The 25517-nt window shown below is 35.7% G+C and carries 16 protein-coding genes; 9 read left to right on the top strand and 7 right to left on the bottom strand.

The window, feature by feature from the left end; genetic code table 11:
• The first annotated feature begins 234 nt into the window (after positions 1-234).
• The 5 genes from CLU81_RS03150 to CLU81_RS03130 all read left to right on the top strand — a co-directional run bounded on the left by CLU81_RS03150 (position 235) and on the right by CLU81_RS03130 (position 10330).
• Positions 235-1899, top strand: a complete 1665-nt coding sequence (locus CLU81_RS03150; RefSeq protein ID WP_099708497.1) for an RICIN domain-containing protein — start codon at positions 235-237, stop codon at positions 1897-1899.
• 214 nt (positions 1900-2113) lie between these two features.
• Positions 2114-3718 (top strand): discoidin domain-containing protein, encoded by a 1605-nt coding sequence (locus CLU81_RS03145; protein WP_099708496.1) that lies wholly within the window; start codon positions 2114-2116, stop codon positions 3716-3718.
• Between the two features lie 207 nt (positions 3719-3925).
• Positions 3926-6241 carry a glycoside hydrolase family 95-like protein gene (locus CLU81_RS03140; protein ID WP_099708495.1) on the top strand — a complete coding sequence of 772 codons (2316 nt, stop codon included), beginning with the start codon at positions 3926-3928 and terminating at the stop codon, positions 6239-6241.
• A gap of 222 nt (positions 6242-6463) precedes the next feature.
• Positions 6464-8848, top strand: coding sequence for a family 20 glycosylhydrolase (locus tag CLU81_RS03135; protein WP_099708494.1), 2385 nt, complete (start codon positions 6464-6466; stop codon positions 8846-8848).
• A 177-nt stretch (positions 8849-9025) separates the two neighbouring features.
• On the top strand, positions 9026-10330 hold the full coding sequence (locus CLU81_RS03130; protein ID WP_099708493.1) for a M20/M25/M40 family metallo-hydrolase: 1305 nt from the start codon (positions 9026-9028) through the stop codon (positions 10328-10330).
• A gap of 98 nt (positions 10331-10428) precedes the next feature.
• Here CLU81_RS03130 and CLU81_RS03125 read toward each other — a convergent pair whose 3' ends face one another.
• From CLU81_RS03125 to CLU81_RS03095, 7 genes are all read right to left on the bottom strand, one after another.
• Positions 10429-12189 (bottom strand): alpha-keto acid decarboxylase family protein, encoded by a 1761-nt coding sequence (locus CLU81_RS03125; protein WP_099708492.1) that lies wholly within the window; start codon positions 12187-12189, stop codon positions 10429-10431.
• Between the two features lies 1 nt (position 12190).
• Positions 12191-13900 carry an FAD-dependent oxidoreductase gene (locus CLU81_RS03120; protein ID WP_099708491.1) on the bottom strand — a complete coding sequence of 570 codons (1710 nt, stop codon included), beginning with the start codon at positions 13898-13900 and terminating at the stop codon, positions 12191-12193.
• Between the two features lie 137 nt (positions 13901-14037).
• Positions 14038-14877, bottom strand: a complete 840-nt coding sequence (locus tag CLU81_RS03115) for a DNA-binding domain-containing protein (RefSeq protein WP_099708490.1) — start codon at positions 14875-14877, stop codon at positions 14038-14040.
• Positions 14878-14886: 9 nt separating this feature from the next.
• Positions 14887-15801 (bottom strand): DUF692 domain-containing protein, encoded by a 915-nt coding sequence (locus CLU81_RS03110; protein ID WP_099708489.1) that lies wholly within the window; start codon positions 15799-15801, stop codon positions 14887-14889.
• Positions 15791-16378, bottom strand: coding sequence for a hypothetical protein (locus CLU81_RS03105; RefSeq protein ID WP_144444465.1), 588 nt, complete (start codon positions 16376-16378; stop codon positions 15791-15793). The genes CLU81_RS03110 and CLU81_RS03105 overlap by 11 nt, the downstream gene beginning before the upstream one ends.
• Positions 16379-16389: 11 nt before the next feature.
• Positions 16390-17910 carry a ferritin-like domain-containing protein gene (locus CLU81_RS03100; RefSeq protein ID WP_099708487.1) on the bottom strand — a complete coding sequence of 507 codons (1521 nt, stop codon included), beginning with the start codon at positions 17908-17910 and terminating at the stop codon, positions 16390-16392.
• A gap of 129 nt (positions 17911-18039) precedes the next feature.
• Positions 18040-19014, bottom strand: a complete 975-nt coding sequence (locus CLU81_RS03095; RefSeq protein ID WP_099708486.1) for a heme-binding protein — start codon at positions 19012-19014, stop codon at positions 18040-18042.
• Positions 19015-19453: 439 nt separating this feature from the next.
• Here CLU81_RS03095 and CLU81_RS03090 point away from each other — a divergent pair, with 439 nt between their 5' ends.
• The 4 genes from CLU81_RS03090 (at position 19454) to CLU81_RS03075 (ending at position 25443) form a co-directional block, all read left to right on the top strand.
• Positions 19454-21205 (top strand): alkaline phosphatase, encoded by a 1752-nt coding sequence (locus CLU81_RS03090; protein ID WP_099708485.1) that lies wholly within the window; start codon positions 19454-19456, stop codon positions 21203-21205.
• A 526-nt stretch (positions 21206-21731) separates the two neighbouring features.
• Complete coding sequence (locus CLU81_RS03085) at positions 21732-23501, top strand: amidohydrolase (RefSeq protein ID WP_099712648.1); 1770 nt, start codon at positions 21732-21734, stop codon at positions 23499-23501.
• Between the two features lie 29 nt (positions 23502-23530).
• On the top strand, positions 23531-24904 hold the full coding sequence (locus tag CLU81_RS03080; RefSeq protein ID WP_099708484.1) for an alginate export family protein: 1374 nt from the start codon (positions 23531-23533) through the stop codon (positions 24902-24904).
• Positions 24905-24969: 65 nt separating this feature from the next.
• Positions 24970-25443: a nuclear transport factor 2 family protein gene (locus tag CLU81_RS03075; RefSeq protein ID WP_158235309.1), complete on the top strand. Its 474-nt coding sequence runs from the start codon at positions 24970-24972 to the stop codon at positions 25441-25443.
• Positions 25444-25517: the final 74 nt, after the last annotated feature.

The raw sequence follows: 25517 nt of genomic DNA, 5'->3' as shown, positions 1-25517 counted from the left end.
GCATCTGCAGACTTGATTGTATAAAATCTTATTTAACAATGTCCCAGTGTGAAAGTAAAGCTTTGAAAAAATTTTATTGCTGGGACATTAAAAAGCATAAGTATTAAAAAAAACATATTAGATATCAGCCTGTTGTAATAATTTTTAAGCAGTTAATTTATTGAGGAATAAAGAATTAAATTTTTTGTAAGTACCAAATAAAAATAATATTAACAATTAATCAACTTTAAAACTATGAGATCAAATACCCTTTTTTCTATGCCATTAGTGGCTATGTTTTTCCTTTTATCTGTTGTAATGTCTTGTCAGGAAGATACCGTTAAAGAAAGTCCGCAAGCATCAAATTCGGGCAAAAGTTCTGCAAAAGCCGCTGCGGCAACTGGAGAAAATGCAGCACCATCTGAACATCTTTATTTTTCTTTTCCATCCGATGCGATTCTTAAATTGCACAAAATAAAAATCACCCAATCGGCGAATGCAGAATATTTCTCGGTTCACAATTATTCGGGAGGTTATGCAGGTTTACAACAAACGCCTGATAATTCTTTTGGAACACCTAATATTCTGATTTCGTCATTATGGGATCCAAATACTGCCGGAGGAATTTTTTCTGAAGTTGCTTACGCCGATCCCGCAACTATAACTAGCAGATTTGGAGGCGAAGGTGATGGATACAAAACAATTAATCCGTACCAATGGACGCTTAATACTTGGTACAATATAGCTTTGAGAGCGTGGAAATTAAACGGAAAATTATACATCGGGACTTTTATCCAAAATCAAACTACCGGAATTTGGTTTCATACTTCGACATTAGCTGTTCCTGACAGAACTACTTTCTTAGGTTCAGGAAATGATGCTTTTTTAGAAAACTGGACAGGATCTGATCCTGCTTATGATGGTAGATTTATTAGAAAAGCTTTCTTTAAAGATTGTTGGAATTTAAGTACTACAAATACTTGGGAAAAACACACCAGCAGAAGTTTTAGTGCTAATGACGGTGATCAAGGCAGAAACGGAATTTATGACAGAGCTTTCAATTCTGGCTATGATGCTACAGAAGACGCTTATTTTATGGAACATGGAGGTACTGTTCAGCCTAGTGCAGGATTTGGTACGGGGCGTACATTAGCTCTTCCGGCACAAACCAATCAAGGAACTGCTCCAGTTTTAACAATTGCTCAGGTTCAATCGGCGACAGCCATTAGCAGCGGAAATACAGTAACTGTAAATTGGACAAACAATCAAACTAAAAGCCCGCAATTTTCTTCTAAAGTAGAATTGCTTGATCCTTCGGGAACAGTAGTAAGTACCGTAAATGAAGTGTTGCCTCAAAAAAGAGCAGCAACGATTACAAGCACATTAGGTACCGGAAGTTATTCAGTAAGAATTACTGTTACAGATATTTTTAACCAAAATTCTACTCCATTAGTAGTACCGGTTACAGTTAATTCTGGTCCAACAGCAGGTACCTGGTATAAAATTAAAAATGTAGCGAGTGGTCTTTATCTGGCTATTGCGAGTAACAGTACTGCCAACAGCGCTTTTCTTGTAGAAAGCACAAGTGCAACCGGAAACGGGCAAAAGTGGAAATTTAATGCACAAGGAACTGCTTATGTAATTGTTAATGCCAATAGTAATAAAGCACTTGATATATCAGGAGGAACACAAACATTAGGAGGAAACATTATTCAATATACAATTTCTAATGGTGCAAATCAGCAATGGAATCTGATTTCGGCTGGTTCTGGTAAATATGTAATTCAAAGTAATTTGTCGAATCATTATGTATTGGATAATCCGGGAAGCAGCACTACAAGCGGAACCAAGATTGTTCAATATAGTATTAATGGCGCGACAGGAAGTCCAAATCAACAATGGATATTGGAAGCACAATAAAGTAACAAAAGCAAAAGAGATGGATTCAAACCATCTCTTTTGTATTTGAAAAAATGTACAGCTTGCTTCATAGAGTATGAATGTTAAAAAGGCAATACCAGGAAAATTGTTAAGCGAATCAAATTGTAAATGCTCACAAGTTTTTGAAAGATTAGCAATGAGATGTTTTTTTAAACACGAATGATATTATGATTAACTATTAATAAACCAAATTATGAAACTAAATTTTATTTGTTTATTGTCCTTAATTCTTATGACCGGTTTTCAGTCTTGTTCTAAGGACGATGTGGCTGGTTCCAAACCAAATTCTCAGGAATCAAATTTTAATTACACCAGTGAAAAGGCACACAATCTTAATGTTGTTTATTTTATTCCAAATGATGTAACCGAGCCTGCTGATTATCATCGTCGAATAAGTGAAATACTTTTAAATCTGCAAGTTTTTTATAGTATAGAAATGCAGCGCAACGGTTATGGAAATAAAACTTTTGGACTGTTAAAAGATGATGCCAAAAAAAGAATTAAACTGATTGTAGTAAGAGGAAGTCAGGGAAAATCAGCATATCCTTATAATGGCGGAGCCGATGCTATGATAACCGACATCAATAATTATAAAGCAACACATGCAACTGAGTTTACTTCAGATCATTATTTGGTGATAACACCAGTTACAATGGATCAAAATGGCAATGCTGAGGGCGAAGGTGTTCCTTTTTACGGGCTGGGTAAGTTTTGTTTTGCACTTGACTATGCCAATCAGGATATAAAATATTTAGGAGTTGGCGGAAAATCAGGCGAAATAGCCACCAAATGGATTGGCGGTATGGTACATGAACTCGGCCACGGATTAAATTTACCTCATAATCGTCAAAAATTTTCATCTGAAACAACATTGGGTATGGCATTAATGTGGGCAGGTAATAGCACTTGGGGTATTTCCAAGACATTTCTAACTGCCGCAGATTGTGCCGTTCTGAATGTAAACCAGATTTTTAATAATGATAACAATGCCTATTATGGAACAAGTACTGCTTCTATTTCAGAAATACATGCCAACTATGATACTGGTAAAGGAGCAATTATTGTTTCAGGAAAATACAGCAGTTCTTTAGCAGTTAAAGATGTTTTGTTTTTTAATGATCCTAATGTAAATAATGAAGGAACAGGTGTGAACAGGGATTATAATGCTATTGCCTGGACATCAAAACCTGTCAATTCCAATAGCTTTTACATTGAAATGCCGATTTCGGATTTGGAATTTAAAACGGATAATATACCTTATGAATTAAAAGTGAAGCTTGTGCAAGAGAACGGTAATGTAATAGAAACTATTTATTCCTATACTTTTTTGAACGGCAAACCAGTTTTGAATTTTAGTACCAGAAACGAAATCAGTAAGCAAGGATGGAGTGTTACTTCTTTCAGCTCAGAGGAAACTAGTGGTGAACCTGCTCCAAACGGACTGGCTACAAATTTGATCGACGGCAATGCTGCTACCTATTGGCATTCTAATTGGTCCGGCACTGCGGCGAATTATCCTCATCAATTTGTAATTGATATGGGCGGCAATAAAATAGCCAATGGTTTAACAATTACCCAAAGATCAGGCTTACAACGTGCCATAAAAAATGCGGAACTCTTTACCAGTCTTGACGGAGTCAATTTCACTTCTGCCGGAACTTATGTGTTTGCCAACACAAATGGTGCACAGTATTTTGATTTTGCTGCGCCAAAAACCTTCAGATACTTCAAAATAGTTGCGAGCACATCTTGGGATGGCGAACCATTTGCTGCCCTTGGAGAAATAGGAATGTATTAAAAAGACATATAGTATTGAAAAGTTTTTCCACTAAATATTAGTAGTTAATCTGCTAATATTTAGTGAATCAAGAAGTGATTAAGCTGTTAACGTGTTTGATATTTCTGCGAGAGAAAAAATATATGAAAACGACATAACATTGACAGGAAAGAATAACAATCTTATTTTTTTCATCTGAAGGGAAATTAACTATTATGATTAATTAAAATGAAAATATCTTATCTGGCATTAAGCTTATTTACAATAGTTTGTGCTAATATAAACGCCCAGAAAATTACAGACAAGAACGAGATTGTTGCAAAACACGAACTAAATTTCAAGGAACTTTCTACAACTTGGGATGAAGGTATTCCGCTTGGAAATGGAATAATCGGTGCCTTAGTATGGCAAAAAGGAAATAATCTACACATGTCCTTAGATCGCGCTGATTTATGGGATATGCGACCAATGAAAGATTTGCATCGTAAAGAGTTTAGTTACAAATGGGTGCAAGGACAAGTGCAGAAGAATGATTATGGCATTGTACAAAAATATTTTGATGAACCATACGATAATGAACCTGCTCCAAGCAAAATACCCGGAGGAGCATTAGAATTTGAAATTCAAAATTGGGGAGCAGTTTCCGCAGTAAATCTTTCTATTGCAACTGCTGTATGCGAAGTTAAATGGGAAAACGGAACTGTTTTAAAAACATTCGTACACGCTATAAAACCCGTTGGATGGTTTCGTTTTGAGAATTTAAAAAAAGGATTTATTCCTCATTTGGTGCCTCCTAAATATCAGGGAGAAGTAAAAGTATCAGGTGATCCGGTAGGTGGCGATGATTTGGCCCGTCTGGGATATAAACAAGGCAAAGTAACTGAAAAAGGCAATACCATATCATATGAACAAGAAGGATGGGGAGGATTTAAGTATCAAATTAGTGTGAGCTGGAAAAAAATAAATGACACAACTATTGAAGGCGTTTGGAGTATTACTTCTCAATATCCAGACAAAAAAATAAATCCTGTTGCCGAGAATATTGTCAAAAAAATATTAGAAGAAGGATATAATAAAGATTTTGCAAGTCATATTTTATGGTGGAAAAAATTCTGGAATGAATCCAGTATTCAGGTACCGGATGCTTTATTAGAAAAACAATGGTATTTAGAGCAATATAAATTTGGTTCCGCAGCCAGAAGAGGAGCTCCGCCCATTTCTTTGCAGGCTGTTTGGACCGCAGATAATGGCCGTCTGCCGCCGTGGAAAGGGGATTATCATCATGATTTAAATACACAATTAAGTTATTGGCCTTCCTATAGTGGCAATCACATGGAAGAAGCCATGGGATATATCGATCATCTCGAGGAAAATAAAGAAAATTATAAGCGCTATACCAAAATGTATTTCACCAATGATGGACTAGCCGTTCCGGGAGTTACAACACTTGATGGTACTGAAATGGGAGGTTGGATTCAGTATTCTTTTTCTCCTACAGTATCGGCTTGGTTGAGTCAGCATTATTATTTGCAGTGGCGCTATAGCATGGATCGTAAATTTTTGAAACAGAAAGCATATCCGTGGATTAAAGATGTTGCCAAACATTTGGAACAAATTACAATAAAAGACGAAAAAGGCTTTAGAAAATTACCCATTAGTTCCAGCCCTGAAATGAATGATAATGATATTAGTGCCTGGTTTAGTCAAAGTTCGAATTATGATTTGGCATTAATGACTTTCACTTTTAAAACTGCTGCAGAATTAGCAAATGAACTAGGATTGAAAGAAGAAGCAAATCATTGGAAACAAATATTAAATGAATTTCCTGATTATGCACGTACAGCAAATAATGAAATGATGGTTACGCCAACAATGTCCTATACGGAATCTCACAGGCATTTTTCGCATTTGATGGCAATTCATCCGCTTGGTTTGATTAAATGGGAAGATGGTGAAAAATCACAAGCAACAATTAAAAATACGATTAGTCTGGTAGATAAAATTGGACCAGATTACTGGTGTGGATATTCTTATTCGTGGATGGCAAATCTTAAAGCAAGAGCAAAAGATGGAGAAGGTGCCGCCAAAGATTTAGAAATTTTTGCTAAAGCATTTTGTCTTAAAAATAGTTTTCATGCAAATGGAGATCAGACAAAATCAGGTTATTCAAAATTTCAGTATCGTCCATTTACATTGGAAGGAAACTTTGCGTTTGCAGCGGGTTTACAAGAAATGTTATTACAAAGTTATGCCGGTTTTATAGAAATCATGCCCGCCGTTCCGGTTTCGTGGAAAGATGTTTCTTTTAATACATTGAGAGCAGAAGGCGCATTTTTAATAAGTGCTTCAAAGAAAGATGGAATTATAACAGAAGTTAAAATCGTAGCAGAACAAGGAGGAATGACCAAATTAAAATTGCCTTTTAAAAACTGGAAAGTTGAATCAAGTCATCTTGCAAAAACAAAACAGATTTCAGAGGAATTTATAGAACTGGAATTTGATAAAGAAGGTTGGATTGTTTTAAAAAATAAAGAGATAAAATAATAATGCCAATCAAGAATTGAAAGTCTCTAATTTGTGTCGTTAGGCACTAAATATTGGTAGTTATTATACGTCGAAAATTCATTGGCGTGCCGTAGGTACGCAACAAAACGATAACTATTGCATACCTACGGCACGCTAAATCTATAACGATTACTGTTTTTTACCAATATTTAGTGCCTAACGGCACTTTAACCTTTGATTCGCATTAATAACAATAATAATATGAGTTACAAATTTTATACTGGAGTTGTATGTTCTTTGTTAATGTCAATGCAGGCATTAGCACAATCCAAAATGATTAAATCAGATTCGATTTATCTGGCAGAAAAAATAGTGGTGGAACCTTTTATTTCGAAAGAGACTTCAACTTATAAAATGCCGGTAAATCCTGAAGGATTTGAATTGAAACTAATAGGATCAGATAATCTTTCGGTAATAAATAAGTCGGGAACAATTTTTACTCCGTTGCAAAATACCACAGTTAATTTGTTGTTTAAAGCAAGTAAAATAAAGGATGGTTCTTCTATTGAGATTCCTTATTCATTAAAAGTAGAAGGAACTTACAAAGATCAGGGAAAGAATGTGAAACCCTTTGTAATTCCTTCATTACGAGAATGGCATGGAGACGAAGGTAATTTTGTATTGAACACTAAATCAAGAATTGTGCTGGATGAAAAATATGCAGATGTCCTTAAACAGGCGGCAATAATTTTTCAAAATGATTTGGTTGAACAATACAAAATAAAGCCAGCTATTGTTTCGGGTATTCCAAAAGCCGGTGATATTTTTATCTCTTTAAATGGCAATAAAGAAGAATTAGGTTCGGAAGGATATTCTCTTTCGATAAAAGATTTTGTTTCGATTAATGCGGCACAATATAAAGGAGCTTTTTGGGCAACACGTACTATTTTGCAACTATTAGAAAGAGATATAAAACATTGTTCTTTGCCAAAGGGGATTTCAAGAGATTATCCTAAATATGAAGTAAGAGGATTTTTATTGGATGTTGGAAGAAAATATTTCAAAATCGAATTTTTGAGGGATTATGTAAAGATGATGTCTTATTATAAGATGAGTGATTTTCAGTTGCATCTCAGTGATAATGGTTTTGTAAAACAGTTTGATAATAATTGGGATAATACTTATAGTGGCTTTAGATTAGAAAATGAAAGATATCCGCAATTGCCAACCAAAGGAGAGTTTTATACCAAGAAAGAGTTTGTTGATTTGCAAATACTTGCCGAGAATTACGCAGTAAATATTATTCCTGAGATTGACGTGCCTGCGCATTCTTTGGCGATTTCAAAAGCATTTCCGCAAATTGCAAGTAAAGAATTTGGCAAAGACCATTTAGACATAAAAAATCCGGAAACTTATACAATCGTAGAAAACATATTTAAAGAATATTTAGAGGGAGAAAATCCGGTTTTTCGTTTTAAAGAAGTACATATCGGAACTGATGAATATGATAAAAAAGAAGCAGAACCTTTTAGAAAGTTCACAGATCATTTTATAAAATACGTGCAAACTTTTGGCAAAGAAGTTAGGGTTTGGGGCGCTTTGACTCACGCACAAGGAATTACTCCGGTTACCTCAAAAGGAGTAACTATGAACGCGTGGTACAACGGTTACGCCGATCCTTTTAAAATGAAAGAATTGGGTTATCCTTTAATTAGTACGCCAGATGGTTTCCTATATATTGTGCCTGCTGCAGGTTATTATTATGATTATTTAGACCTGAAATATTTATATGATAAATGGGAACCAGTTGTTATTGGCGATGCCGTTTTCAAGATGGGAGATCCTTTTATAAGAGGAGGAATGTTTGCCGTATGGAATGATGTTCCGAAAAACGGAATCACCGCTCAGGATGTTACAGACAGAGTATTTCCGGCAATTCAGGTATTGAGTGAGAAAATGTGGAGTGGCGCTGAGGTTGCAGTAGATTTTAATGAGTTTTCAGGCAAAGCCAAAGATATAAACGAAGGTCCGGGACTTAATTTGAGAGGAAAAATTTCCGCTAAGGATTCTTTAGTTTTAAATTATAAAATGAAAGGCAATGATAAAGAAATAAAGAAATTACAACATGCAAATTATGTGCTTGATGGGAACAGAAAAGTATTAAATTTTAAAAATAGTAAAAGTTCTGCGAAACTTCCGTACAACGAAATTGGATATAATTATACCGTTAGTTTCAAAATAAATCCTTCTCAAAATAATGTTGCGAATGCTGTTCTTTTTCAATCGAATCATGCAACTGTAAAGTTAAAACAAGGTAATACGTCAAATCTTGGTTTTTCTCATGAAGGAAAGGATTATGATTTTGGTTTTGTTATCCCGCAAAATAAATGGACAAGTATTGCTATTACTGGGGATAATAATTCAACAACTTTATATCTAAACGGAGAATTGGTTAAGAAACTCACAAGAGAAAAAATCCCAACCGGGTATCAAAAAGACTCGATTTGGGTAATGAAAACCCTGTTTTTTCCTCTTGATAAAATTGGAGGCGGCGAAAATTCTTTTATCGGAAAAATCAAAGATTTGAAAGTATTCAATCAGATTTTATCAACATCACAAATTCAAGCCATAAAGGAAGAGGAATAAAAGAATAAGGAGTATAGTTTGAATTTTGAACATAAAGAAAAAGTCCTAATTTTCATTAGGACTTTTTCTTTGGGAGAGCAGGATTCGAACCTTAAGTTTGAAACCTACATATGCTATTTTTTGCAAATAATTAATGTACTTTTGGTTTAGCTAAAATGTTATTTATAAAAGTAAAATATGAAAAAAATTATTGTAAGTATCTTTGTTCTAAGTCAATGTTTTAATGTTCATGGACAATCGATTGATAAAATTATTACGAATAAGGAAGTAACTCGTATAGAGAAAATACTTTCGGCTGATGATATGCAGGGCAGGAGAACTTTTACTCCCGGTATTGACAAAGCATCGGCTTTTATAGAATCAGAATTTAAAGAAATTGGTTTGAAAACTTTCAATGAAGCAAAGAATTACAGACAAGAATTTTCGATGACTACTTCTAAAGCAGTTTATTCAAAAATTAGTATTGATGGCAAAGAAATAAATAATAATCAAGTTGTAACATTCTCATACCTTCCTCAAGTTTCTTTAACTGAAAAAAGTGATATTTCTATTGTAAAAATCAGTAAAGGGGATAACATTGGCGAGAAATTTAATGAATATTATAAAAGCTCGAAAAATCTTTTGGTACTAGTTGATCCCTCATTTGATAAGGTTTTGCAGAATATTCAACATATTGATCGAATAAGTGCTAATCCTGGAAATAATACGATTATGTTTGTTTTTGGTACCACAGAAGCGACTACTTTTTCTGTTGAATTAACGAATACAATCTCCAAAAAAACATTGAATAATGTTGTTGGAATATTACCCGGAAAAACTAAACCAAATGAGTATTTGATTTTTTCAGGGCATTATGATCATTTAGGAGTTGGTTCTCCAGAAGAAGGTGCTCCTCATACTGCAACAGATTCTATTTATAATGGTGCTAATGATGATGCCGCGGGAACAACAGCAGTAATTATGCTTGCGAAATATTTTAAAAAACAAAATAACAACGAGCGTACTATCATTTTTACCACATTCGTAGCGGAAGAAATAGGTGGTTATGGAGCCAAATATTTTTCTAAACAGCTTGATCCGGAAAAAGTGATTGCGATGTTCAATATTGAAATGATAGGAACAGAATCTAAATGGGGTAAAAACTCTGCTTACATTACAGGCTTCGAAAAGTCGAATATGGGACAGATTTTACAAACTAATTTAACAGGATCAAATTTTACATTTTATTCAGATCCTTATCCAGACCAACAGTTATTTTACCGCTCAGACAACGCTACGTTAGCCAAGCTTGGAGTTCCTGCTCATACTATTTCTACTTCAAAAATGGATAATGAGCCAACGTATCACACAGTCGATGATGAATTTGAAACGCTGGATATTGATAATATGACTCAAATAATCAAATCAATTGCATTAAGTTCTTCTTCGATTATTAGTGGAAAAGATACACCAACAAGAGTAGATACTACTCACTTAAAATAAGATAAGTAAATTATAAATAATAAAAAAAGCACTGAAAATGATTGGTTTTCAGTGCTTTTTTATTTTGAGTTAGGTTTAAAACTTAGCCAATTTTAAACCTAACATAAACTCCAGTCTTTATCCAGAAATTCATCTTCTCCAGCCTCTTCTGTTTTATAAGCAATTGCTTCAGGAATAGAGGTCTTAGGTATGTTTACATGTATAATGGTATTTTCCTTAATGTTGTCAAGTTGTGTCAGAACTTCCTCGAGTTCGTCGAGAGTGCTGACTTCAAAACCTTTGCCTCCAAATACATCAACGAGTTTCGCATATTTCCAACGGTGCATTTCGTTGTAATCATAAACGCTGTTTAAATCGGGAACGCTATATTCTACCTTTTTTTCACCACGAAACGGATTTGGATTAACAAGCATTTGTTCAATTCCATAAATACCATTATCCAAAACAAAAACAATCGTGTCGTGTTTCAGTTTATTCTGTGTAGATATGGCCTGACAAGTTTCCTGAAAAGCACCGTCTCCAACAAATACTACCGGCCTTTTATCAGGTCTGGCACATTTTATTCCGGTTGCCGCAGGAACAGAATAACCTATCGAAAGCCATGATGCCTGTGCTACGAATCCGTTAGGTTCTGTAATACGAATGCCTTGGGCGCCCAATAAAGGAAAACCTGCATCGGCAACGACTATATGTCTCTCATCTATAAAATCATTGATTCGTTTGAAAAATGTATCATAAGTAAGCTGCGGTTTCGCTTTTTTTAGCATTCTGTTATCAGCTAAGAAAAATGATTCAGGCAGCTTTTCTGCATCATACATTTCGTAAGCACTAAAGGGAACTTGGGTAAGTTCTTCTTTCAGAAATATAATAAAATCCCTTAGCGAAACATTAGCCACATAAGAAGCGCCAATCCTTACACCGCTGTGATTGGCAAGTACAGTATCTTCTTGCCAGACATCAAAACCTCCCAAATTTTTGCCGGTGGTCCATACGCCAAGACCAATTTTCAGCCCGGCTTTTCTGAATTTTTTATCGACATCTTTTGGCGATGCCTTGCCATTAAAAACTCCTTTGAATTTAGGATGGTTTTCAGACACGATTGATTTCCCAAGTATAGAAGTCACAAACTCAGTATCGGTAGTTTCGATAAGATCCAGAAATTCCTTTTGAATACCGTAGCGCTGGATTTCAATGCCGCCCCAGAAAATAATTTCTTTTCCTTTTGCCAATGCAGCTACTCTTTGAGCAGCTTTGCGTGCACTTGTTTGACATTTAGAGGATTCTCTTTCTACCAATGGAGCGTCAGGCGGATTGCATTCCATTCGCCATACATCTTCGAAAACTTCAAGATAAACCGGTCTTCCATATAAAATACAGGCATTTAAAACTGAATCAATTTTATAAGGAGCATCTGATGAACCTGTAACTTGTTCTGCCGCAACAGTAACGTTTCGGTAAACATTGATATTACTGTACATATCACCAGTCATATGTGATGCCAGCATTCCCTGAACTAGGCTTCGTTGCTGATCTTTATTGGTCGGTGCCCCATTAATGACAAGAACTGGACAATGCTCTACATAAGAACCCGCAACCGAATTAAGCAGCGTAAATGCTCCCACGCCATAAGTTACCGCTACTGCAGCGAAACCATTTTGACGCGCGTAAGCATCAGTGCAATGTCCGGCGTTTATTTCATTCGTGTCGTTAACGATTTTAATTTTTGCATTTTTGTCTTCTTGAATCGTATTCAAAAACGGCGCGGTATAATTGCCTGCAATTCCAAATAAATGGGTAAGTCCTAATTGTTCCAGACGTATTTGCAGGTATTTTGCAACGGTGATTTTTTGCTGTGACATCTTAAATTGGGTTATTCAGGTTACCAGTATTTTCGTTGACTTCGAGTGCAGTACGAATTCCGGATTCAATTGCACCTTCAATCCACGCATGTTTTAGCGAAGTATGTTCTCCGGCAAAATGTGCTTTTCCTTCCCATTCAGTTGAGATGATATGTTGCTGCAATAATTGTAACTGTCCCGGATTAAATATTGCCGCTTCGCCATAAGCATACGGATCACGCATCCAGCTTTGTGTTGCTGCACCAATTAATTTTCCGCCTTTCTTTTTATAGTCTTTGATGCTTGAGGTAATTACGGCAAGGTCAATAATACGCTGCTGTTCCTTCGGGTCATCGGAGTGCATGATCGCCAGATTTTTAAGTGCATAAAAATACCTGTCATCGTCATCCATAGAATCCCAACGGCTTGCTTCGTCAGACCAGCAATAAGATGCCAGTACGACACCATGTCCTTTAGCTCCCAAATCATTACTTGGATAATAGGTAAAACGGTTCGAAAAATCAGTAATCGTACCTCCGCCAACAATATTATAAGGTGCTTCCTGCCACCATTTTTCACGAAATTCCAATAATATTTTAGTAGCAGAATCATAGTGCAGTTCTCGGATTGCTTTTCGTTTTTCCTGTTTGAATTGAGGTAATACATACACATGTCTTAATGCAGAAAAAGGTATGGTGACAATTATTTCATCAAATTCCAGATCACTAACAGGGGTTTTTAAAGCTTTGAATCCTGCGTCTTCATAAAACTGAAAGTCACGTTGAACTTCAATATCAACTTCTATTTTTACCTTGTTGTTAACGAGCTTCATTTTCGTCATTCTGCAATCAAAATAGGTGTTTTCTTCGAGATTATAAGCTTTAAAGAATGCATTTGGAAGTAAGTCGCTTCCGCCCACAATTTCCATAAAAGAGGTAGAATCCTTGATGATATTTTGCTCAATAAAACTCTGGATAAAATCATAGGCCATTCTGGACTCCAGATTTTGCATAACTCCAATCATCTCGATAGCATTTTCTGAATACATCGAATGTTCCTTTAAGAAACGACGCATCGAATATTCTCCATAGCGCTCGATTAGTATAGGCCAGTTTTTCTCGGGATCTTCTTTTATAAACTCCTTAAGCGGTTTAATGAGAATGTCCATTAAATCGCTGGCACGTTTGTTTTCACTTTCGCCAAGATCAAAGCCCAGTAGTTCGTTTACATTAACATCTTTTTTGATATATTCATTCTGTACAACACGTTTGCGGTTAACATAGAAAAGGGAATTTCTAGTAACATCCGGCTCCTTTTTAGTTGAGCCTGCCTGATATGCGATTGCCTGTTCCTTATCAACAGAAAGATAATAAAAAGGCTCGGTTTTGAGTCCGAGTTTTTCAATGTATTTGAGCACCATCTTGTGTATGGTTGGGATACGCATTGCACCGGCTTCACCATAAACACTGTCGTCTTCAAAATATTTTTTGTTTTCAGAATTCCTGAAAGTCTTAATCCTTCCGCCAACACGAGTGTTTGATTCGACTATCGTAACATTATGTCCGGCCTCTTTTAACATAGCTGCGGCGACCATTCCGGCCATTCCGGCACCAATGATTAATACGTCTTTTGGTTTATCCGTACATGGAATTCCCCCGTCAATGTATTTTAAGTAGTCTTTAATAATGTCGTCGTTGTCTTCGTCGAGTAAACCGTGTAAATAGTTTTCCATGATTAGGTAGTTTAGTTATTGGGTTATTGTTTTTGGGAAATGAAATTATTTATAAATTAACTCACTTAGATCTTGATTTTTAAGCGTAATTCTACCTGCTTTTATATTGTAGAATATTTGATTTTGAATGTTTTAGCTTAAAATTGGAAAAAATTAGCAGCTACCCAGGATTCTTTCCAACTGTTCCAGACTTCATCAAATGAAGGTGTATTTTCTTTGTATTGGTTTTTAAAGAGTTCTTTGGCTTCAGCAATATTGGTTTGCTCTTTCAAATAAGTCAAAAACTCAAATTGTTCTTTATGCAAATCATAAATAGCTAGTTTAAATTTGTGCCGAAGGACTACACAATAACTTTCGCTTTCAGAAGGTAAATTGGGTTGTTTTTCATTTTTAAAATCAGAATAGTATTTTCGAACAGGAAACTTAAATTTAAACAATTCACATATAGGTACAAGTTTCAGTTTGTTTTCATCTGAATCTATCGTGGCTAATTGGTAATCTTCTTCGGCTTTCATTTCGAAAATAACGCCAATGGCATATTCATATCGGGCGAGTTCGATCATGAAATCAATCCAATCTTCCTTGATGTTTTCGTGAGTATCGGGTCTGTTAGTTTCAAGATAGTCTGCAAAATGAGCTCCTAAATAGGCTAAGTTATAGTTCTGCGAAGGCTTTGAAGCGAGATAATCATCAGCGAAAGCGCAAAAAAGATCCTCGCCTAAGGCATATTCTAAAGCACTAAATTGCTGAGACATACAATTTCGTAAACGGGCGATATAGCTTCTTTGGTAAATACCCAAATGTTCCTTTGCAGTAAGTTTTTCAGAATGGCAAATCACATCTTCAATTGAAGCAGCATTTAATTGATCCGAAACTAAATCACTGGGATTAACGCCCGTTTGCTGGTAAGGATCCAGTAAAAGTTGCTGCATCCAATGTTGGAAATTCTTTAATGGTATTTTGACCGTTTTCTGCATTTTTTGTGCTTATATAAATTTATTCATTTCAAAAAGATTTAATGGGTTTGAAACCTGTTCTTTGTCCATAAACCGGGCTTCATTTTCAACTCCAATAAATGTTTCATCCATATATTGTTTTGATTTTAGTAATTCAGAATGATAGATATCGAAGGACGGAATATTACCATCCCATTCTAATAAAACCGATGCTTCATTTGCCAGTTGATACGCCAGTTGAAACAATTTCCATACTTGGGAATTTACCTCTCGATCGTGTGTGTCAATAATATAATTGCCACAATTTTGATGACCGGCCAAGTGCATTTGTACAATCTTATCATGCGGAATTCCTTTGATATATTCTACAGGATCAAAATCATTATTGAAAGAAGACACATAAACATTGTTGACATCCAGAAGTAATCCGCAACCAGTTTCTTCGGTCATTATTCGTAAAAATTCCCATTCTGGAAGCGTAGAATTATTAAAGGCGGCATAAGTGCTTGGATTCTCGATAATAAGCGGTCGTTCTAAATAGTCCTGTGCCTGATTGATTCGGTTACAAACGTGCCTTAATGATTCGTCATTTAGCGGAAGCGGAAGTAAATCGTGCGAATTGGTCGTTAAAACTCCTGTCCAGCACAAATGGTCGCTAATCCAGGCTGGTTGTACTTCGGTTGCCAATTGTTTTAAACTGCTGAGGTAATCTAAATTTAGCGGATCGGTACTTCCAATAGACAACGATACCCCGTGCATGACTACGGGATATCGTTCTGCTATTTGATGTAAGATGTATCTTGGACGTCCATGCGAGTCCATAAAGTTCTCAGAAATTACCTCAAACCAATCTACGGCAGGATTTTTTTTGAGAATATGCTCAAAATGCTGGCTTCTAAGTCCTAAACCCAATCCTAAATTGGGTAATCCGAGTCTAGTTGCCATTGTTTTTTGGTTTACAATTTGAAAGACTCTCCGGTAGTTTTTGGGCACTTTCCTGTTCCATCTTCAAAACTCTTTTCTCGGCAGCAATCTTTCTTTCGGCAGGATTGTTGATGTAAGAGCAAGATCTTGAACCACTTTGTCCGCAAGAAGAATAATCATTATTTACTGTACCGCGAATGGTGTTTACGTAGTCATTACTTGGTCCGAATGGTTGAGGAGCTTCTCCAAATGACTCACCATTTTCTTTTCTTTGTTCTTCGAAACGTATTCTGGCTAATTGCCAAACGCTAAGTCCTTTATTAGGACCCTGAGCCATAAAACGAGAAGATAAAATGGGCACGCCACAGCTTCCCTGATAGCGACATTCGTTTTGACCCGGATGACAAAATTCTTCGGTAGTTCCAAAAATACCGCAGCCTCCTTGCCCTTTACATTCATTTAAAGTGTGGCAAGGATGACCAACTGCTGTTGAGCAATCTCCCGTTCCTGCACAATCATTATTTTTTGAAAATCCTTCATTTTTGCATGAATTAAGACCCATACATACATGAAGCTCTCTATTTATTAAATCTGACATAATATATTTTTTTAAGAATGGTGAGTATAAGGTGTACTTGGTACTTTAGGAACATCGGCTACAATGCTATAATCTAGTCCTACATCTGGCAGAGCTGGAAAATAATTGTTGTATTTAGGATCTGTTGCCCAACTCCAGCTAGAATCTGCTGTAGCCAATTGATCAACTAAATTCATAATTTGTGCTTTGGGTCTTAGGGAACTTTGCTCAAACAAATAAGGTTCAAATGTCAAAGCCCCTCTGTAAGCTGCATTGTCTTTGGCATAAGTGTATTTGTTGATTTGGTTTCCAACACCGCTTAAAAGCCAGATCATCGATTTATGAATACCGTACATGAATAAATCGTATTGGGTACTTTCATCTTTGTAATAGCAGGCTTCAATCATTAAAAGAATGTAAGCAAAAACGGCATTACCCAATTCTGAACATAATGCCAGTGCTTTGTTATTTGAAGCAGTATAATCGGCTATTTTAGGACTAGCATCAGTATCATATACAAAATAGCTAAAGAAATCGTCTAAGCCGTGAATTTTACTAAACTTTTCCTGATAGTAACCACCAAAACTGTAGGCTTCCAGAAATTTGGCAAAATGAGCAAGTTCTTTTCCGGAATCATCATAATCACCTGGCAAAAAAACTGCCTTTCCATCAACAATTTCCAATGGAACAGGCATTTTATTTTCACCCCATTCTAAGATATGTTGTGGTTTGTCATTACTTTGTCCTTCTCCCTGTTCAATAATGCGTCCTATAGCTTCAATTGCTGAATTAGCATCATATACTCCAAGAAGTCCACCACTGTCATCAGCATTTGCAAACTGAGGATTGTGGTCTCGGTCATAATGTACCGTATTCATGGAATTTTGAGAATAGAATGGTCTCGCATTTCCTGAATCATCCGGAGGAAGCAATTGTGGTCTGTAATCATATGGTCCGGGGAAATCTTCTTTTATACATGCAATAATTAATTCATACAATTTACCAATAGTCTTATATTCAATTGTATTTAATAATTGTTTGTCTTTGTAAGGATCTTCAAATGGTTCAGGGCTTTCTATCTGCAAGAAAGTAGTCAATTGATTTAATGATAATTTTGCAGCATTAATTTGAAACTCTGGAATATGTCCGTCTAATTGTGTTGGAAATGATAATATTTTTCCAATTCCCATAAGATCCGGTGCGGTTTGACAAACCGCTTGTTTAACATTGCATGCGAGAGCAAGGTGTAGCATTTCTTCGATAACAACGCTCATGATTAAAGCTGCGGCTTTATTGGAATAAACCAATACGTCTACTTTCAGTTCTTGTGCCAATTCATCAATTTTTGCAGGACTAAGTTTGCCTGATTGAGAAAGCTGAGCGTGGATTTTAGCATACAATGCGTCCTGATCCTGTGCTCTGTTTATCGAATAATAGGTAGATAAATACGTTGGGATAGTAGCAAGTTCAAGCGCAATTGCCTGTTGCATTACTTCCTTGATATTCTCTTTTGTTACCGTATCCGAGAATGTAAAAAGTTTTTTGGTTTCCATGTAGTTAATTTTTTTTGGAATAGGTTTATTTGTAATCTTTATTGTTTTAAATTTTTATACGCACCTGTAAACTACCAGTGTTATTGGTTAATCTGACACTATATTCAAGATTCAGATTTGTGCGAATGTTTATACCTTTTGTAAAGTATTGGCGTCAATATGTAGAAATTCAGTAGGAACACCATTAATCAAAAACTGTAAAACAATATTTTGAATGTATTGCAACTGAACTGTTCCGTTACTTAAAGTTTCAACATACCAAGTGGTTTCCATTGAAATTACTTTCCCAAAAGAATTTTCGAAATTGATATTGTTTACTCCGCCACCATGATTAGTGGTACTTACCGTAATGCTGGAATAGTTTGTAACTGTAATTCCATTGGCGTTTAAGGCATCCAATTGCTGTGTCAGATAGGTTGACGGATCAATAATAGATTGGTCTGTAAAGGGTGGCTGAGTTCTGTCGGCGGTTGGAAAAAGTGGATTGCCTGTTCCGGTAACAACTGGTCCTCCCACCATTAAAATGGAAACGCCGTGTGGTACCGAAATTTGCTTGTTGTATTGAGTAGTTGGATCTTGTGTTGGAATTATAGTATTGTCAGGAACGTTATTTGGACCATAAGGACCTTCCAGTTGAGGTTGTATAGCGTGGTAAAGCCAAGTGCCGTTTTCGGCATGAATTAAGGTGTTTTCTATTGGTTGTGCTCCGCTTGGATCGGCATTGTTGGCAATGTAAACTCTTTGTTCATAAAAGAGTACACCACTTGTTTGTGTGTATCGACCTTCGCGATTTGGTGCTCCGCCTGCTATAGCCGAAAAAGTAATTTCTTCAAAATAAGGGAAGTTTTTAGTGATATAGCCAATTGGAACATCTGCCTGAGGCAGTGGCATAACATTGTAACCCGTAGCTTCGGCTCCCATCGGACTATTCCACGTACCAATAAAATTATTTAAAAGTCCGAGATTGGATGTACCAATAACTGTTGGCTGATTGGTCGTCGTTACAATTGGAGTTGTAATGTCTGGTATTACTGCTGGTGCCGTAGCAGCTTGTTGCGCCAGATAAGGGCAAGTTGGTTGTTCTAGGTTAGTTGAATTTTCCATGTTGTAGGTTCTTGTTTAGATTGCTTTTTGGAGTAATTATTTATTCATAAAATTACCACGATGCAGAAGTTTAAATTAAAAAAAAGGCATGAGTGCCGAATTTTTATGCATAAGAGACCGAAATAGGAGTATGGGCTTCTTTTTGCATTTTATAAAGATTGAAATTGCCTCAAAAACAAAAAAACTGCAAATCCAGGGATTCGCAGTTTTATCTATTTTTTGAATTTACTGAAGGTTTATTTCTGAATTCTTAGTAATGAAATTTTGCCATAAAAAGGCCCTAATTTTCCTTTGACGGAGAAATAGGTTCTAAAATATTTTAAAAAAAATGATAATTTATTATAGTAAATGGATTGTTAATATTAATGAAAGGTAATGTTAAAAATGCCATAACTTGAGTTGTAATATTAAATTGTTTTTTTGATATAAAAATTTTTTTATGGAAAATAACAATGATTTAGGCAGAAGAAGGTTTCTTAGAAATTCTTTATTGGTTGCTGGAGGAGTTTTCATCGCCCCACTTATTGAAAGCTGCAGTAATGATGATAAAACTGATAATAGCGGTGCACCGGACGGAATGAAAAATGAAGGGTTTGAGACAGGAGTAGCCAGTTTTGACCCTACTGAAACCGGAGTGATTATTTGGACAAGATATTCACCAGGTTCAGATGCTGAAATTACCTGGGAGTTAAGTAAGGATAGCGCATTTTCTGAAGTAACAAGAAAAGGTCAGGCCGCAGCATCTTCTACAAATGATTTTACAATAGCGGTAGATGTTCAGAACATTTCATCCAATACAAAATATTATTATAGATTTTATAATGCCAAAACCAAACAAGTAACTGTTACCGGAGAAACACGCACACTGCCGTCTAAAACAGATGTTGTAAATGATGTAAAAATGGCTGTTGTTTCCTGTTCTAATTTTCCGGCAGGACTTTTCAATGTATATGGAGCGATTGCTTCTTCAGATGCCGATGTAGTGGTTCATCTTGGAGATTATATTTACGAATATGCGCCGGGACAGTACGGAACAAATCCTTTTACCAACCCGTTGGGCAGAGAACATAAACCAGCCAGGGAGATTACAAGCCTTAGCGATTACAGAGAAAGATACAGACAATATAGAGGAGATAAAAATCTTCAGCTTCTTCATCAGAAAAAACCTTTTATCTGTGTCTGGGATGATCATGAGTTTGCTAATGACACCTATAAATCCGGTGCAGAAAATCATCAGCCTTCCGAAGGAGATTTTCAGATGAGAAAAATGGCCGCTTTTCAAGCCTACAGCGAATATATTCCGCTTAAAACAGGAAAAGATCTTAGAATTTACAGAAGTTTTAATTTCGGTACTATTCTTTCCCTTTTTATGATGGATACCAGAGTAATTGCAAGAGATAAGCAGATGAGTTATTCGGATTATATTGATAATGGTGGAAATTTTGACCAGACAAAATTTAGAACAGATCTTTTAAGCCCAAGCAGAAAATTAATTGGAAGCGAACAAATGACATGGTTGGGATCACAGATCAATGCGGATACTGCTAAATGGAAAGTATTAGGTCAGCAGATCCTGATGACAAAAATGCTGATTCCTGCAGAATTGCTGATGCTTTTGAACCAAATTTTAGCAGAAGTTGATCAATTAGGAAGTGCACAGCCGGCGACCATGCAGGCTCTTGTTAATACAATTTCTCAACTTGTTGTTATTAAAATGAGATATAAACAAAACGATCCTTCTTTGACTGCTCAGGAAATTGCGAGAGTTACCACAACTTTGCCATATAATCTGGATGCCTGGGATGGTTATTTTGCAGAAAGAGAACAATTGTATGCGATACTTTCCGGAAAAAATGTTGTGGTTTTAGCCGGAGATACTCATAATGCATGGATGGGTAAACTTACAGATATGCAGGGAAATCATATAGCAACTGAAATAGCGTGCAGTTCTGTTTCATCACCAGGATTAGAAGCTTATCTTGGAATTACCTCAGACCCTTCAAAAGCAATAGAATTAGCACAGGCATTTACAGTACTGATTGATGATTTAGAATATGCAAATTTGTATAAACGAGGATATACATATCTTAAATTTACAGCATCTGGTTCTGAAGCTGAATGGCGATTTGTAGACAATGTAACAACTGAAAGTACCAATACTATTACAGAAAAAAAATATACGATAGCATAAAAATCTCATTCGGCACTGATTGAATTTTTTTGAAAAGTGTCAATAAATGCATGAACTAAATCGGAACAAGATTTTCTTGTTCCGATTTTTTTATTTTATGGATTTGAATAAACTAAGTCCTGAAAGATTATTTTAAGAATACTTCTGATAAAACAACACGGCGTCTGGGAAGAATTTATTTCTCATGTTATATGGTGGAATAAAGCTTCCTGCTACATTCTGACATTTCATTAAAAAACGATATTAAGTTGTTGCATTTTCGTTAAATAGCGAAATATAGTTGGTTTTAAAATCTTAATCACCTATAAGTAATTGATTTTTAATTAGTTGAAAAATTGGCTTCATTTTGGTTTATAACGTGGCATAATATCAAAAAATGTATTTATCACAGATTGCAAGGTTTTTCCGGAAAGCAATCACTTTGTTTTAAATCAGTCTTTATACAAGAATGGATCGCAAAATTGTCAGCATAAAAATTTATAATAACCAATTACTTATTAATCAATTAAAACTAAAATCTAAAAAAATGAAACGAATATTATTAATACTATTATTTTTCTTTGGACTGTTGGCTCAGTCTCAGGAAAAAGCAGATCTGATTCTTTACAACGGAAAAATTGCTACAATGCAAAAAGCTGGCGAATTTGTTCAGGCGCTGGCAATAAAAGACGGAATTATTCTGGCAACAGGAACTTCTAAAAGTATTTTAGAAACGTATAAAACTACAGCCACTAAAATTGTGGATGCCAAAGGAAAAACCATTGTTCCGGGATTAAATGACAGCCATATTCATGTTATTCGTGAAGGCTTAAATTATAACTCAGAATTGCGTTGGGATGGTGTGAAAACGCTAAAAAGAGCCATGGAAATGCTTAAGGAACAAGCTGCAAGAACTCCGCCGGGCGTTTGGATAAAAGTTATTGGAGGTTGGAATGAATATGGTTTTGAAGAAAAAAGACAGCCAACAATCGACGAAATAAATGCTGCAGTTCCTGACAAACCTGTTTTTATAACGTATCTCTACGGCAAAGCTTTTTTAAACAAAAAAGGAATTGAAGTTTTGGGTTATACCAAAGATACTCATTATGAAGGAAGTGTTTTGGAACAGGATAAAAACGGAAATCTAACCGGATTAATGTTTGCAAAAGAAACTCCAAAAGCAATTTATACTACTTTGGGATTAACCACAAAACTAACTCCGGAAGAAAGAATCAACAGTTCTCTTCAGTTTAATCGAGAACTAAATCGTTTTGGATTAACCTCTGTAATTGATGCAGCAGGAGGATCTCAAAATTTCCCATCAGATTATGCGACTTCTATGGAATTGGCAAAACAAGGAAAACTAAACCTTAGAATCTCTTATTATTTGTTTGCACAGCAAAAAGGGAAGGAACTTCAAGATTATGAAAAATGGGTTGCCGAAACGGTTATCAATAAAAACGATAATCTTTTGGTTGCCAACGGTTATACCGAAGAAGGAGCCGGAGAAAACATTGTAGCTTCTGCCGCCGATTTTGAAAACTTTCTGGAACCAAGAATTGTACTTTCTGATGAAATGGAAAAAGATCTTGAACCCATTATTCGCCTGCTTGTTAAAAACAGATGGCCGTTTCGATTGCATGCTACTTATGGTGAATCAATTGACAGAATGCTGAATGTTTTTGAAAAAGTAAATAAAGAAATTCCATTTAATGGCTTGCGATGGTTTTTTGATCATGCCGAAACTATTACGCCTCAGGAATTAGAGCGTGTAAAAGCGCTTAATGGCGGAATTGCAGTCCAGTTCAGAATGTATTTTCAGGGAGAATTGTATGAGAAAATGTACGGTGCTCCAAAAACGCAGCTTCCTCCAATTAAAAAAATGCTCGAAATGGGAATTCCGGTAGGAATGGGAACTGATGCTACACGTATTTCAACCTACAATCCCTGGATGGCGATGCATTGGCTAATTACAGGAAAAACGTTAGGAGGAATGCAGTTCTGGCCAAAAGAGCAGGTTTTGGATAAATTTACTGCGCTTCAATTGTATTCTTCAGGAAGCGCCTGGTTTTCGGGCGAAGAAAAAGAAAAAGGAAAATTGATAAAAGGAATGTATGCCGATATGTCGATTTTATCAGAAGATTATTTTACAATTTCAGCCGATAAAGTTCGAAATATTGAATCGGATTTGACAATTGTAAATGGAAAAATAGTGTACGGTGCGAGAGAATTTAAAGCACTTGATCCTGAAATTGCTCCGGTAATTCCGGATTGGTCGCCAGTGAAATATTTTGGAGGATACACTAAAAAACTTTAAGCATCAAGTTGATAATTTAAAATTGAATTATGAAAAACAAAATCCTATTGGTGATTTTATTGATTTCATTTTCTGGTTTTGCACAACGATATCCAGCTTTTAAATCACTGCGATTTGATGAAAATTATAGTGTTTTAAAAAATGATACCGTAAGCAATGATTGGTACAAAACAATGAAAATCCTGCCAGTTTCTGCTTCCAAAGAAACGTATATCAGTTTTGGGGGCGATATACGATTTCAGTACTTCTATGCTAAAAATGAAAATTGGGGAGATGGTCCGCAGGATAATGATGGTTATGTTTTGGGAAGGTATTTATTTCATGCCGATTTTCATGCCGGAAAATTTTTCAGAACTTTTGTTCAGACACAAAGCAGTATGGCAGACGGCAGAATTGATCCGAATCCCGTAGAACAAAATCCGCTTGAAGTACATCAGGCATTTGCAGATTTTAATTTTATAAATGAGGGACCAAAAAGACTTATTTTAAGAGTAGGAAGGCAGGAACTCACTTATGGATCACAGCGTTTGGTTGCCGTTAGGGACGGACCTAATAACAGACAATCTTTTGACGGAATTAAAGCAATTATATCCAGACAAAATTTTACAACAGATTTGTTTTATTCACATTACGTTGTAGCACACGATGGTATTTTTGATGATGCGTCGAATAAAGACAGGCAATTATGGGGAAGTTATTTGGTGTTCAACAAAATACCGGTGATCAAAAATATTGATGTTTATTATTTAGGTTATGAAAGAGCTCATGCTGCGTTTAATGATGCAACGGGTAAAGAAAACCGACAATCTGTAGGAACAAGAATTTGGGGTAAAACAGAAAACTGGCGTTATGACGGAGAAGCTGTTTACCAATTTGGGAATGTTGCTGATAAAAACATTAGTGCCTGGACGGCTTCAATAAATGCAGGATATCGGTTTAATGCCGTAAAATTTCATCCTGAAATTGGTTTTAAAACCGAAGTAATAAGCGGAGATAAAACGGAAGGCGATACAAGTTTGCAAACCTTTAATCCGCTTTTTCCAAGAGGTGCTTATTTCGGATTAGCTTCCGTAATTGGGCCTTCCAATTTGATTGATTTTCATCCTTCATTGAGTTTTGAAATTCTCAAAAACGTTGATTGGGTAATTGATTATGATATGTTTTGGAGATACAGCAGCAACGACGGTATTTATGCACCAAATACGACTTTGATTTATCCCGGAGATACCACTACAGCAAAGAAAATAGGAAACCAGCTGGAAAGTGAAATGATTTGGGAGCCTAATCAATATCTTTATTTCAGGCTCGAAGCGACTTGGTTTCAGGCAAAAGATTATATCAAAGCATCCGGAACAGGTAAAAATATATTCTTTACGGGAATTACGATGCAGCTTCATTTTTAACTTAAAAGCTGCATCAAATAATTTTAAAAAATAGCATTATGGAAAAAGCGGTCTTTAAATCAAAAATGAAAACTATAAAATTAATAACAGTAATGCTATTGATTGGTTTTTCGGCACAAGCACAAGTATATACTGATGAAGAAATCAAAACAAAAGAAACTGCAGAGAAGTTCTTTGGATATATTGGAGCAAAAGATCCGAAAAAAATAGCTTCTATGGTTTCCGAAAAAGTAGATTGGTATATTTTCGAATCGAAATATATGCCATGGACAGGACATCGTTCTAAGAGAGAAGAAATTTCAGAATTATTCAAAACCCTCTTTAGTTATTTTATTGATGGAAGTGAAAAACTCGAAGCACAATCTTTTTTAGTAAGAGGAAATGAAGTAGCGGTTTTTGGTTTTGTTGAAAGAACGGTGAAAAAAAACGGTAAGCATTTTAAAATGCCACTTGCGATACATCTAACAGTAGAAAATAATCTGATTAGCAAATTTTCACTCTATGAAGAAACGCTTATTATTGAAAAAGTACTGAAATAAAATGTATTCAATGAAGAGGAAATACGCTATATCTTAAAATCAAAATACATGAAAGACAGAAATCATTAGTTATA

The organism is Flavobacterium sp. 9 (genome assembly GCF_002754195.1).
Taxonomy (GTDB): Bacteria; Bacteroidota; Bacteroidia; order Flavobacteriales; family Flavobacteriaceae; genus Flavobacterium.
This window is presented reverse-complemented; position numbering and strand designations above follow the sequence as displayed.

Coding starts and splice junctions, on each gene's coding strand:
- CLU81_RS03095 (WP_099708486.1), bottom strand. CDS start 19,014: ATGGAAAATTCAACTAACCTAGAACAACCAACTTGCCCTTATCTGGCG.
- CLU81_RS03080 (WP_099708484.1), top strand. CDS start 23,531: ATGAAAAACAAAATCCTATTGGTGATTTTATTGATTTCATTTTCTGGT.
- CLU81_RS03115 (WP_099708490.1), bottom strand. CDS start 14,877: ATGCAGAAAACGGTCAAAATACCATTAAAGAATTTCCAACATTGGATG.
- CLU81_RS03125 (WP_099708492.1), bottom strand. CDS start 12,189: ATGTCACAGCAAAAAATCACCGTTGCAAAATACCTGCAAATACGTCTG.
- CLU81_RS03075 (WP_158235309.1), top strand. CDS start 24,970: ATGAAAACTATAAAATTAATAACAGTAATGCTATTGATTGGTTTTTCG.
- CLU81_RS03090 (WP_099708485.1), top strand. CDS start 19,454: ATGGAAAATAACAATGATTTAGGCAGAAGAAGGTTTCTTAGAAATTCT.
- CLU81_RS03150 (WP_099708497.1), top strand. CDS start 235: ATGAGATCAAATACCCTTTTTTCTATGCCATTAGTGGCTATGTTTTTC.
- CLU81_RS03110 (WP_099708489.1), bottom strand. CDS start 15,801: ATGGCAACTAGACTCGGATTACCCAATTTAGGATTGGGTTTAGGACTT.
- CLU81_RS03100 (WP_099708487.1), bottom strand. CDS start 17,910: ATGGAAACCAAAAAACTTTTTACATTCTCGGATACGGTAACAAAAGAG.
- CLU81_RS03135 (WP_099708494.1), top strand. CDS start 6,464: ATGAGTTACAAATTTTATACTGGAGTTGTATGTTCTTTGTTAATGTCA.
- CLU81_RS03140 (WP_099708495.1), top strand. CDS start 3,926: ATGAAAATATCTTATCTGGCATTAAGCTTATTTACAATAGTTTGTGCT.
- CLU81_RS03120 (WP_099708491.1), bottom strand. CDS start 13,900: ATGGAAAACTATTTACACGGTTTACTCGACGAAGACAACGACGACATT.
- CLU81_RS03130 (WP_099708493.1), top strand. CDS start 9,026: ATGAAAAAAATTATTGTAAGTATCTTTGTTCTAAGTCAATGTTTTAAT.
- CLU81_RS03145 (WP_099708496.1), top strand. CDS start 2,114: ATGAAACTAAATTTTATTTGTTTATTGTCCTTAATTCTTATGACCGGT.
- CLU81_RS03105 (WP_144444465.1), bottom strand. CDS start 16,378: ATGTCAGATTTAATAAATAGAGAGCTTCATGTATGTATGGGTCTTAAT.
- CLU81_RS03085 (WP_099712648.1), top strand. CDS start 21,732: ATGAAACGAATATTATTAATACTATTATTTTTCTTTGGACTGTTGGCT.